The following is a 12,572-nucleotide window of genomic DNA, read 5'->3' as shown; positions in this document are numbered from 1 at the left end:
GAATACAATATGCATCACCTGCGGCTGTTATGATCCTATTTTTCAAGAAAAATTTTTAGGGTCTAATACATAGCGCAGGTCGATTTAGTTGTACCGTTTGATTCCAAGTTAAAGTGTTCATCATTGGTTTCGACCTCGCTTTCTGATAATTTTTTCTTTCTCTGGAAATTATATGCGAAACCCATCTTAAAGTAAAGCCTATTTTTCAAAAAAGACATACTAATACAAAATAATACAAATTATTAACCTGCCTGGCCGTCAATTTCCAAAGCATGGATCCGCAGAATGGCTTCGCTTTTATCCACGTTCTTATCATTTCGAACTTTGTTTCTAGGTATCTTCTAAGAGATCTTTAAATCACACACAGTGTATTCCTTCACAAAGTCAGACAAGTAGATGTCGTTTGAATGTACAGTATCCTTGTACTTCGCAGCAAATTGATCGGTTGTTTTTTCCTCGTGCTTATTGAACATTAACGCCCTAAACAAAAAAACGCGTTATGAGATAAACGCGTCCGACTAAACTATTTTGTGTTCCTTAGTAAAGGGAAAAGCATTTCTGAAAGCTAGCTCATCAACCACCTTTTACTATTTTCCCTTACTTATATTTACTTAATATTTCTTCTGGAATATGACAATAATCATCTGGACATCTAGCTAACCTGTCTTGATGTTCTTCTGCACTTCTCACATAGTTTGTAAGAGGTAAGACTTCAACAACTATAAGGTCATAATCATTTCTCTCACTAAGAAACGCCTTCGCCTCTTTTAAGTGTTCAGGCTTTTCACTATATACTCCTGTTCTGTATTTCTCGCCAACATCCTCTCCTTGTTTATTCAAACTGTATGGATCAATGATTTCAAATAAATACCCCATTAATTCCCTGATCGTTACAACCGTCGGATCAAATCCTGTTTTTACACATTCGGCGTAGCCATCATAATCTCCCTCAAGTGTATGACTGGTTCCATTAGCTCTTCCCGCTTCTGTAAACTTAACTCCAGGTAAAGTTTTTATAAAAGCTTGTACTCCCCATAAACATCCACCTGCAAGATATACTACTTCCATATGGACTCTCCTCTTTGTTTAAAACACAAAAATTTTATTCTAAGTAAATAAAAAAGAAAAAAATGCAGTTATTTATGTTACGGTTCATCCAAATTTTTGTGGATTTTAATGGCCACTTCTTAATTATAAGTATGGACGGTCAAATTACGATCGTTTACCATTTCCAAAGCCAGGACGGCCTCTTCATCCTCCAAAAAGTTGACCTCCCTGCAACTGCGAAATTCATACTAACTTTTAATAAAGCCTTTTTTGAATAATTCATACCACTCTCTTAGTTCTTCACCTTCTAAGACGTTCAATTTGTTTAGAATATCTCTTGAAAATTCGACTGCTCCACTTCCATTAGCTGTGATTAGACATCCATCACTAACAGATTGTTCATCTATATAATTTTTATTACCTTCATAATTAGGTGCTTCTTCTTTTAAGTATGGCAATGAATTACCAGTATGTTTATGTTGATTTAGAAATCCGTGATTCCCCAAAAAAGTAGTTGCATCACATATCGCTGCAACAGGAATGTCGTTTTCAAAACAGAACTCAACTAGCTTCTTTATCTGTTGATTTTTCTCTTCTTTCCATCCCGTTCCCCCAGGAATAATCAACATCTCAAATGGCAACTCAAAAGAAAAGTCTTGTAAACTATACTCTGGTATGACATTTAATCCACCCATTGAAGTTTTTGGAAGGCTATCAATCGCAATTGTTTTAACTTGATAACCTGATCCTGGTTTATTTAACTCTGCAGTCACATAGCTTGCCTCCCAATCAGCAAATCCATCTGTGATAAAAACCAAGACATTCTTCATATGTATGTCCTCCCCATTCTCCGTGATTATTGATTAAACAAAACCTTCAATACCAATTATTTCAAATTGGTTGCGATAACTCAATCTTTTATTTCAACTAAAAAAAACCTATCTAGTTATAGATAAGCACCCTTTAATGCAATAGCATCCATTTAAAATCATGAGGTTAAAAGCAACACCCTTAGTTTAAATCCAAAAGACACAAACGGATATGTTTGTGTCTCTGAAATTCAGCAGTGCCAAAGCACCACATATATATTCACAGAAAAAAACACCAGCAGCCACCCGTTGATTTGGAGCATTATACAGGTGTTAATTGGAACGTCTAAATGTATCCGCACCTTTAAAAAAGATTAAAAAATAACTCCTTGGGACTTAATTAGAAAGCACTTTCTGATTAAGAAAGTTGATGCATAGTTGTTAATTCATCCGTATCTGTGCATTTCATATTCTTATCTACAACAAGTCTTGTTTGAAGTTGATAAACTTCCCCTTTTTGTAAAGGCGGAAGATCTGCTGGCAGCTGGTAGTGGAATGGTACCTCAATATATTCCTTAGGTTTAATACTTTGAGCCATGAGCCTTGTAACTACTGGAGCTACAAAATTTGGTTTTTCCCCACTAGATACTTTAACAAGATCACATTCAAGGCGGTGAATACGGTGTTCTGTCCAGCCACCGTATAGAGAAAATATCCCTTCAATTTTACTTGATTTCTGAGAATCGAGAATCAGGTCGATTTTAGGCCGCCCTATTCTTAAAAAATTCAACAAATTCTTTTTCAGTTTGAATGCCCTCCTAAAAAATTTTGAATGAAGCACTTAGATTATTTATATCACTTAACTCTTGTATTAAACTTAAATATTTTGACTTTACCTAACGAAAGCTTTTGATAAAATCAAAAAAGACCTTTACCGATTGTTGGTAAAGGTCTTTCAACGTAATTTCATACCTTCACCTGAAATGGCAAAGGTCTCGCAAACAACATAATGTTGCCAGTTTAGCCGGTGGCCATAGACCACGTATTGTCGACGCAAACTGTAAGCTACTCCCCTTTGGAGTATGATGGGCTCTGTTGTGCACAGTCTATACTCATAAACTGTAAGCTCATCTTACAACACCCCTCAATCCCCGTCAACAAGTTAAGCATACAAAAGAAAGGAACACCTATAATAATAAGTTGTATCTTTACTAACCTGCTTACGTTAATGTAGATAGGTGAAAATAGTTTGGCCTCTATCGTTATGCAAGAAACTAAATTTTGATCATCGCGAGGATAAATACTCGCAATATATCAATCCTGAGTGATCAGCAATCTTCCAGACCGAATGTTTGTTAGAAAAGGACTTGGTTCGCCTACACTATAAATGTGCAGGTGATGCATAGCTCTCGTACACGCGGTATAAAACAATCGGCGCAGACTTTCATCTCCATAGACTTGCTGTGAGGCATTATAAATAATGACAGAATCAAATTCGATCCCTTTTGCCAGGTAGGCCGGAATCACAATCACCCCTTGTTCATACTCATCGGTGCTCTTCTTCACGAGTTTAAGATTTTTTATGGTACTTAGAGATTGATAGGCTGATGAACTTTCTGCAGCTGATTTACAAATGATGGCGATCGTATGAGACCCGCGATTTTGCAAGTCTTCTGCTTTAGCTATGATTTCTTCGTGCAGTTCCTTTTGGTCAGGCAGCACTGTAAGGGTTGGTTTCTCTCCCTCCCGGTCAAAAGCCTTGATTTGTTCACCTTCTGGAACAAGTTCACGGGTAAACTCAATAATCTGCTTGGTCGATCGGTAACTGCGGTCTAACGTGATACGCTCCGTTTCATCCGGTCCATATAAGCTGGTCAGTGCGTGAAAGTCTGCCAAATTATTTGAGTGGGCAAAGATGGCCTGATTAAAGTCACCCAGCACCGTCATCCTGGCTCTGGGAAATAACCTTTTAATAAACTCGAATTGAAAGACAGAATAATCCTGCGCTTCATCTATGAGCACATATTTAATTGAAGTATTTGACTGAAAGCCTTGAATGAGCTCCTTCAGCAGCAAGAATGGCGTAGCATCCTCGTGATAAAGCTTCCCTTCCTCCAGCATTTCTTTCGTCAACAGGCAAATTTCTTCCCACTCTTTAGGAATATCTTTTTCATCCCATAACTTGTTACTCGTCGAGTGATCAAAAAGCTGCTTGTATAATTTTTTCACATGGATAAATTCAAGAGCCTCTACCTTTTCACGCAAAGACTTCAGCCTCCTGCGTACGATGATCCGGGCCAGGATCTGATTCTCTTTTTCGTAGAATTCAAAGGAATCTTCCTCTAATTGAGTGAATACCTTCTGAAGTTCATCTTTGCTGAGCAGCTCGATTTCTTCCTGTACCCACGGCTTCTTCACTTCTGTCTTCTCCACTTGATCGATTTCCTTCAATAACCACTCTTTCAACTTGTCAATTCTATTAAGAAAGCGCAGCGAGGTATTCTCACTATAAAAAGTGTCTGTGATTTGTTTAGCGGAAACGAGCGTCTGCCCGCGGAACTTAATCCCTCTAAAAATCAATCCAGATTCCTCTAGAGCTTCCCGATACCTTTTGATGCCTTCAAAGAAGGCCGATGAAGCCTTAAATTGAATACTGGCTTTTCTTATTTTATAGTGAGGGTCATCCGCAGCCTCCAGAAGATATTCCAGCTGATCATAAGGATCCTCAACAATAAATAAGCGATCCAGCCGGTAGTCCAGATAATCCTGAAAGGTTTCCTGCTGCATGTTCTCTTCTCCAAGCTCTGGTAACACATGCGATACATAGTTGCTGAACATTGTGTTAGGAGTAAATAAAAGGATCTGATCTGCCTTTAGAGTGTCCCGATATTTATAAAGAAAATAAGCGATGCGCTGGAGGGCAGCGGATGTTTTACCGCTTCCCGCCGCCCCCTGCACGACTAAAAGTCTCCCGCTAACGTTGCGGATAATTTTATTCTGCTCCCTCTGAATCGTTGCCACGATGCTATGCATTTGCTTATTGGATCCTTTACCCAGCACTTCCTGCAGGATCTCATCACCGATCGCAAGGCTCGTATCGAACATGGACTCGATCACACCATTACTGATGTTATACTGCCACTTCTTCTCAAGCTCCCCTCGAATAATTCCTCCACCCGGGATACCATAGTCCGCCGGTCCAGGGGGATAATCATAATAGATACTCGAAATCGGAGCTCTCCAATCGTAAATAAGGATTGTTTCGCTCACTTCATCCGTAACCGTCGAAACTCCGATATGAATCTGTTCTGTCTCATGAGTTCCCTCTTCCGTGAAATCAATCCGGCCGAAATAAGGGTCCTTCTCTATTCGTTTAAGTCTCGCCAGCCTATGATAGGAATGCCTGTGTGTACTCTGACTGACAGACAAATCCTGCGCCTGCTGCCTCATTCCGATAATGGTCTCCAGGTAATCATCAAACGTATCCATATTAATTTTAAGATCATCCCAAAAGTGCTTACGGATATGGATGACTTCTTCTTTACGCTTGGCCGCATCTGCTTCCACCTCGTAGATTTGCTTCGCAATGGTACCCATCACCTTATCCAGATACTCCTGCTCTTTTCGAATTTCTTTGTTCAGATTAACCACTCCTTTAGAAAACGCAGATTTGGGATTGACTTGCACTATCATAACCGTTCGTTGAACCATAAACCTTAATGTTTTGCCCAAAATCTTGGCACACCGCCCTGATAACCACTGAAGCGGTGCTGCTCATTCAATCTGGACGTATTCAGTTCTTACAATATTTCGATATATCCTTCTGTACCATGCACGCGAAGTCGCTGCCCCTCTTTTATCAGTTGAGCGGCATTTTCCACACCAACTACTGCTGGTAATCCGTATTCACGCGCGGTAACTGCTCCACGGGTCATCAGTCCACCAACCTCGGTTACTATACCTTTTATCGATACAATTTTTGATAATTCCCCTAAATTTAACCCTTTTCCGCAAACGAGCGAAAGCTATGTTTTTTTCTAATTCCTGAAAACCGAGAACCAAAAAAACTCACTCCTTCTCTCCTAACCATTAAATTGAGAAAAACATTTGACAACAGTTCACCGGCATGGTATTATTAAAGTGTAAGATGGGATATTTTTATATATTTTTTAATATCACAGTAGTGATCTGATTATATCATCGCGTCTGTTTATGTGCAATATAAAAGAACCTGGAAAACCATCCAGGTTCTTTCTTGATGTATAAGAAATTTTGGGGGAGCCAGCAGCTGGCTCCCCTATTTAAATTTTTCTTGAAGCGTATCGAGACGAACATTCTGAAGTACATCAAAATAACTCGTTCAAGCCTACTCCGTCACTTCATAACTTCCCCATCAGCTATCAAATGTAATATTTTCACTTGGATTAACATCGGCAAACCAACGCAATACCCCGTTATGATGGTTTATGATTTGTCGGGCAGTAATGTCTTGGGAATCCCAAGTGCTGTGCGTATCTGAAACTAAAGTCACTTTATATCCCATACTAAAAGCTCTTCTACAGGCCGTATCCACACACGCTTCTGTTTGAATTCCCGCGATTACTAGATGTCCAATCCCTTGTTTTTTCAGTTCATCATCTAAAGAAGTATTAAAAAATGAATCAGGAGTATTTTTTTGAATGATTACATCTTGGCTGTTTGGCGTAATGTCAGGATGGATCCCCCATCCTTTTGTGCCATACTCTAGAGGTTTACCTGAATGGGCATTATGCTGTACATAAAAAATGGGTGTCTCAGTAGATCGTGCTTGTCCAATGAGATCTTTTAAATTCTGCAGTAACCTGTCCCCTTTATATACAACATTACCTTTTTGAAACATCCCATTTTGAACGTCTATAACCAGTAGTGCTTTCCTCATTATTTCCCCCTTAAATAAAACATATGATCGTTATTATCTATTGTATCCTATTCTTTAAGACTTGTTGCACACCCTGCCTTTCAATTGAAATATCTAAATATTTTTAATATACAGATTAATTTGACAAAATGTAAGCGCTGTTATATCGTAACCAACAAAGGTAATACATAGTGCAGAGATAGGGATCGTTCACTCAGAAATACTGCAAAAGCAGAAATACCCTGAGTGAACTCTTTTTACACCCTTGATGAACCGTCATTCATTTTTAGAGAGGAGAGTTGATTTGGATAAGTATTTCTTTTACACGTTTAGTTTGTTCATCGTTTTCTTTCTCGTAGTACCGAATTCATCCATGGCTGAAAGTGAGGAAGGTTTTTTATTAGAGCAAGGCACACCGCCGCCTGGAGCTAATAATCCGAGTTGTGAGCCAGCTGACGATAAACCCAACCCGGTCATTCTTGTTCCCGGTACATTTGAGCGCAGTGCCCAAAACTGGATGGAGCTGTCCCCTGCACTTGCAAGTAAGGGATACTGTGTCTATGCATTAAATTACGGGTTTACTCACGCCGGGGCTTCTACAGGTCCTATTGAAGAATCCGCTCAAGAATTGAAAAGTTTTGTTGACAATGTTCGTCAACTCACCGGTGCAGATCAAGTAGATATTATAGGGCACAGCCAGGGTGGAATGATGCCGAGGTACTATCTCAAGTATCTAGGCGGGGACAAGTATGTAGATAACTTAATTGCTTTTGTGCCTTCTAACCATGGAACAAAGGGATTTTTTGGTTTCGAAAGACTAAACCCAAAGCTGGCTGACATCTCTTCTTGTATAGCCTGCCAGCAGCAACTAGCAGGATCGGAATTTCTTGAAAATCTAAACAGCGGAGAGGAAGTCCGAGGAAACGTTTCTTATACTGTTTTAACTACGGAAACTGATCAAGTGGTCATCCCCTATACCTCAGCTTTCCTTGAAGGACCAAAGAAACAAATATCTAACATTACGATTCAAGACCACTATCCATTGAACAAAATCGGTCATCAGGGAATAGTCTATGACCCATTCTCTTATGCCTTTGTTTATGATGCGCTTGCTCATGATGGTCCGGCAGACGCTGAACGAGCGTTAAGCCCATTTAATTAATTTTACACTTTCCGGTACGAACTTATATATTAAAACCTGAGCTTAGTGATAATTAGTGATATTCAACCTAACGCAACATAAAAAAAGGAAGCTGTTATTTTACAGCTTCCTTTTGACATATTGGACTACTTCATGAAATTATTTAATCCCTTTTCAATCTCTCCATTAACTGTGCAAGAGCGGGATCATTTAAATAGTTCTCTATCGTGATAATTTCCTTATCAGGATGAGCTCTTCTCGCTCTTTCCTGTAAATCTTCATGGACTACAATGATGTCCGAATGTTGTGGAACATCTTCTATTCTGTAATGTTTGACTTCGATGCCTTCGATATTATTCTTTTGCAATTTCTTTCTGAAGGTGGTTGCGCCCATTGCGCTGCTTCCCGCCCCCGCATTACATGCAAAAGAAATTTTATTGATTTCTTCTTGATTTTCTTGACTATTTGCAGAAACCATTTTCCCTTCTTGCTTCATAGCTTTCGACTTCTCTACAGAAGCAGAAATATCTTCATCTTCGGAACTTCTGTCAAGTTTCAGAATGAAAGCTGTCACCAGGAATGTGACAACGGCAGCTACCAGTACACCAGCGATGATTCCGATAAAGTTTCCTTTAGGGGTTAATCCAAGGTAGGCGAATATAGAGCCAGGGCTTGGGCCGGCAACAAGGCCCGCGTCAAACAAACTGAAAACAGCGATACCTGACATACCCCCGGCGATCATCCCAATTATTGTAAGGGGTTTCATCAATACGTAAGGGAAATAGAGTTCATGAATTCCGCCTAAGAAGTGGATGACTATTGCACCCGGGGCGGTTCGTCTAGCCGTCTTTTTGCCGAATAAAGTGAATGCCAGCAACAATCCAAGACCTGGACCGGGGTTAGAAGCTACTGTGAAGTAAATGGACTTCCCTGTTTCGGCAGCAGCTTGCATTCCCAAGGGATAATAGATGCCTTGGTCAATGACGTTGTTTAAGAATAATACCTTAGCCGGCTCATTAATGAGAGAAAGCAAAGGCAGTAAACCAGTGGCGACTAACGCCTCAATAGCTGCTGTTACAAGGTTATTCGCTGATTCTATTGTAGGTCCTATAAAGAAAAAGGATAGAATCATCAATAAGAATCCTAAAATCCCCAGCGAGAAATTGTTAACAATCATTTCAAATCCTGCAGGAATTTTATTTTCAATGAGGCTGTCAAATTTTTTGATGATCCAGCCCCCTAAAGGACCGATAACCATTGCACCCAGGAACATCGGAATATCTGATCCAACGATTAATCCAATCGCCCCGATAGCCCCCATTACAGCTCCTCTTTGTCCTCCAACCATTCGTCCACCCGTAATGGCTAAAAGTAAAGGAAGCAGGTATTTAATAGCTGGATCGACAATCTGGGCAAGCTCTTCATTCGGAATCCAACCAGTTGGTATAAACAAAGCAGTCAATAGTCCCCAGGCAATAAATGCTCCAATATTCGGTAGAACCATATTTGTTAAAAAGCCGCCAAATGCTTGAACCCTCGCGCGCGTAGAAGGAGTGTTTGTCTCTACAACATTATCCGTTGGATGTACTGCATCAGCCATATTTGTCATTCCTTTCTGATAATTCAGTAATTTTAAAAGCTACGTCAAGAAGTAAAGGAAAAGAAAAGGTGCTGCCTTTCACCGTTTAACAAGGACAGATCTATTCAACCATTTTTAACACTTCTAATATTTCCTGCTCACTTTTGGATTCTTCGAGTTTATTCTTAATCTCGTCCTCCATCAGAACAGAAGACAAGTCAGATATTAGATCCAGGTGTCCAGTGCTATCCTCAGCAGCTAAAACGAAAAAGGTATTTACTTCTTTATTTTTTGGAAACTGTACAGGTTCTTCCAGCTTTAAATAGGATACACTTGTTTTGACTACGCTGTCATCATTTTTGGCATGTGGCATCGCAATTCCTGGGACAATGACAATATAAGGACCATTCGTATTTACATTTTGGATCATATCGTCAATATACTTAGGAGTGATCGACCCATTATCTAATAATGGAGCCGCAGCTTCTTGTATTCCAGCTTCCCAAGAATCAACGGATGGTAAGAAACGGATATTTCCTTCTAAATACTCGGCTAACATATCAACATCACCTTTCGTTTATGATTTTAATGAGTACTTTTCTTTTAAGCTGATATAGTTATCTTTGATCTTACTCTTTAAGGTCGTATCCTCGATTTCCGTGAAATGGGTAATAGATTGTTCGATTCCATGTTCACGAATATAGGATTGGATAGTGACGGACTCTTCATCGTGAGGGTTATGAAATAAGAAGGCTGCGGCCACGGCAGTTGTGAGTCTCTCGATCGGTAAGCCTGTTTCGAAAAGGACTCTGGTTGGTTTGACCAATCTCTCCTCAAAGCCCAGCTTTCTGATTGGCGCCCTGCCGACTCGTACTATATCATCACTTATATTATCATTTTTAAAACGCTTAACCGTCTTATCAATAAACCCGCTCATTTCCCCAGCCTCAAAATCATAGGTTTGAATAAAGTAACGAGCCGATTCCTGAAGTGCTTCCCTTAAGAATTTTTCAATTTCCGGGTTCTTCAAGGCGCTCTGAATCGTGGTATAACCCTCTAGAAACGCGGTATAAGCTGTGGCCGCATGGCCCATATTGACGATATACAGCTTTCGTTCAATATAGGGCTTTAACTCGTCTACATAAGTGGCGTTATTTATGGGTGGTAAATCTGAATGGAGCATTCCCGGCTTTTCGATCATCCATTCGTAGTAAGGTTCCACAAGGGTAACTTCACCTTCACTCCTCTTCTCGGACAGTGAAAGTCGATCGATAGCTGAATTCGGAAATCCAACATGGGAACGGATAGCTTCCCTATCACTCTCAGAGGTATTTCTATGGACCTCATCTTTCAATTTAGAGGAAGCATTTATCATGTTCTCATTTGCAATGATGTCAATGCTGCCTTTATCCAACTGAATTCTTTTTAACAGACCTTTGGATATCACAGGAGCAATTTTCGATAAATTACCTGCTCCTACAGATGTGGTGATAAGGTCAGCTTCAACTATTGCATCGATCACCTCTTCTTGTGAACTACTATGCAATGCACGTACAGGGGAAATGCTTTCTCCTGTACGATCTTCATCTAATATTTCCAAAAAATATTGGTTGCTTCGATTCATACTATTGACCGTAGATTCGTTAACATCAACAAAGCATAAGTCGAATCCGCTTTTGTTCAACAAATATCCGATTAAACCCTTACCGATATTTCCTGCACCAAAATGCAGCGCTTTCATAATTAACCCTCCTTTACAGGCCAAGGGGCCTCATTTGTGAACACTTTATTCTAAATTCGCGTGGTATTCCCAAAGTGATTGCAGCTCAATATTTTTTTCATTCACCATCATCAATGCAATAGTGTCTCCCAATAACAGTAAACTTTGCTCAAATAAGCTTTTCATCGGCTGCTCAGATTGGACTTCTTCAGGAGTATCAGCATTTGAGCTTATTGGAATTCTGATAAATAGATCTGAATATTGGCTCATGGAGCTGTTCGGATTTGCACCGATATGGGCAACTCTGGCATTAAACTGTTTAGCTTTGTTTGCGATAATCAAAGGGAATTGTGTTTCTCCGCTCCCAGATCCCACAATAAGTAAATCCTTATCCGTAATGGCTGGTTCAGTGATTTGCCCGACCACGTACGTGTTAATGCCGATATGAGCTAATCTTTTGGCTATGGCTTTTAAGGATAAGAGAACCCTGCCCACACCTACGAAAAATACTTTTTCTGCTTTATTTATCTCATTTATTAATTGATCTACATCATCGCTTTTGATATTGGTTAAACTCGCTGTAATTTCATCTGTTATTTTTTTAGTTGCATTATTATAATTGCTCATATTGTTCAGCCTCCTCATGTAATCCTTCAACAATAAGTTCTTCTATCAACTTTTTATTGTCTGCCAGGCTATTTTCAGAATGGAATAAACTTGTGCTGCCAGCCACTAATGTATCTGCACCAGCGTTTACCAACCCTGCTATAGTATTTAAGGAGACTCGTCCATCCACTTCAATTTTGGTATCTAGCCCTTTAGATTTTATCAAGTCAGATAAATTTTCCACTTTCTTTTTAGCATAGGAGACTTGCTCTTCGTTCTTATCCGTTGCAAAGCCTGGATTGATCAACATCAGTAAAACTGTGTCACATTGCGGTAACACATAATCCAGAACAGATAGTGGAGTTGCCGGGTTAAGCGCAATGCCGACCTTGGTGTCATGCTTTTTAATTAAATTGATATAACGATCGATATGTGTACTGGTTTCAATATGGAAGGTTATTTGATCGACACCTATTTTGAGCATCTCCTGAATAAAGAACTCATTGTCATTTGACATAATGTGGACGTCAAATTTCATATCCGTTATTTTTCTTAATTGTTCAATGGTTGAGATACCGAGCGGCATGCTTGGGCTGAACGATCCATCGATGACATCAATGTGTAACGTATCCAGTCCCTCTCTCTCAATTTCTTTCACGCTTTTTTCTAAATTACAGAGATCCGCACACATTATGGATGGAGCTATAGTAATCTTTTTTTGCATGTTTGTGCCTCCTTGTATTTTTCTTTATGCCTTTTTATTCATGTTAATG

Annotated in this window: 11 protein-coding genes and 1 pseudogene; 1 reads left to right on the top strand and 11 read right to left on the bottom strand. The window is 39.6% G+C overall.

Annotated elements, in window-relative coordinates; genetic code table 11:
* Window positions 1–597: 597 nt before the first annotated feature.
* The 6 genes and pseudogenes from HUS26_RS19325 to HUS26_RS19300 all read right to left on the bottom strand — a co-directional run bounded on the left by HUS26_RS19325 (window position 598) and on the right by HUS26_RS19300 (window position 6,774).
* The gene (locus HUS26_RS19325) at window positions 598–1,068 is read right to left on the bottom strand and encodes a peptide-methionine (S)-S-oxide reductase (protein ID WP_173918659.1); all 471 of its coding nucleotides are present in this window, start codon (window positions 1,066–1,068) and stop codon (window positions 598–600) included.
* A 227-nt stretch (window positions 1,069–1,295) separates the two neighbouring features.
* A complete protein-coding gene (locus HUS26_RS19320) occupies window positions 1,296–1,877 on the bottom strand; it encodes a type 1 glutamine amidotransferase family protein (RefSeq protein WP_173918658.1) in 582 nt (193 codons plus the stop codon).
* Window positions 1,878–2,274: 397 nt separating this feature from the next.
* Entirely contained in the window at window positions 2,275–2,646 is a 372-nt protein-coding gene (locus HUS26_RS19315) for a sporulation protein (RefSeq protein ID WP_173918657.1), read from the bottom strand.
* 524 nt (window positions 2,647–3,170) lie between these two features.
* Complete coding sequence (gene helD, locus HUS26_RS19310) at window positions 3,171–5,498, bottom strand: RNA polymerase recycling motor HelD (RefSeq protein ID WP_173918917.1); 2,328 nt, start codon at window positions 5,496–5,498, stop codon at window positions 3,171–3,173.
* 158 nt (window positions 5,499–5,656) lie between these two features.
* A pseudogene (locus HUS26_RS19305) lies at window positions 5,657–5,848 on the bottom strand (PEP-utilizing enzyme); the annotation flags it as partial.
* A gap of 401 nt (window positions 5,849–6,249) precedes the next feature.
* A complete protein-coding gene (locus HUS26_RS19300; protein ID WP_173918656.1) occupies window positions 6,250–6,774 on the bottom strand; it encodes a cysteine hydrolase family protein in 525 nt (174 codons plus the stop codon).
* A 283-nt stretch (window positions 6,775–7,057) separates the two neighbouring features.
* Here HUS26_RS19300 and HUS26_RS19295 point away from each other — a divergent pair, with 283 nt between their 5' ends.
* A complete protein-coding gene (locus HUS26_RS19295) occupies window positions 7,058–7,915 on the top strand; it encodes a triacylglycerol lipase (RefSeq protein ID WP_173918655.1) in 858 nt (285 codons plus the stop codon).
* A gap of 142 nt (window positions 7,916–8,057) precedes the next feature.
* Here HUS26_RS19295 and HUS26_RS19290 read toward each other — a convergent pair whose 3' ends face one another.
* From HUS26_RS19290 to HUS26_RS19270, 5 genes are all read right to left on the bottom strand, one after another.
* A complete protein-coding gene (locus HUS26_RS19290; protein WP_173918654.1) occupies window positions 8,058–9,494 on the bottom strand; it encodes a PTS mannitol transporter subunit IICB in 1,437 nt (478 codons plus the stop codon).
* A 100-nt stretch (window positions 9,495–9,594) separates the two neighbouring features.
* Window positions 9,595–10,032, bottom strand: a complete 438-nt coding sequence (locus tag HUS26_RS19285; protein WP_173918653.1) for a PTS sugar transporter subunit IIA — start codon at window positions 10,030–10,032, stop codon at window positions 9,595–9,597.
* Window positions 10,033–10,050: 18 nt separating this feature from the next.
* Entirely contained in the window at window positions 10,051–11,214 is a 1,164-nt protein-coding gene (locus HUS26_RS19280; RefSeq protein ID WP_173918652.1) for a mannitol-1-phosphate 5-dehydrogenase, read from the bottom strand.
* A gap of 45 nt (window positions 11,215–11,259) precedes the next feature.
* Window positions 11,260–11,820, bottom strand: a complete 561-nt coding sequence (hxlB, locus tag HUS26_RS19275) for a 6-phospho-3-hexuloisomerase (RefSeq protein ID WP_173918651.1) — start codon at window positions 11,818–11,820, stop codon at window positions 11,260–11,262.
* The gene (locus HUS26_RS19270) at window positions 11,807–12,523 is read right to left on the bottom strand and encodes a ribulose-phosphate 3-epimerase (protein ID WP_173918650.1); all 717 of its coding nucleotides are present in this window, start codon (window positions 12,521–12,523) and stop codon (window positions 11,807–11,809) included. The genes hxlB and HUS26_RS19270 overlap by 14 nt, the downstream gene beginning before the upstream one ends.
* Between the last annotated feature and the right edge of the window lie 49 nt (window positions 12,524–12,572).

This window comes from Halobacillus sp. Marseille-Q1614 (assembly GCF_902809865.1).
GTDB lineage: Bacteria > Bacillota > Bacilli > Bacillales > Halobacillaceae > Halobacillus_A.
Note: the sequence above shows the minus strand (reverse complement) of the source record. Positions and strands in the feature narration are given on the sequence as shown.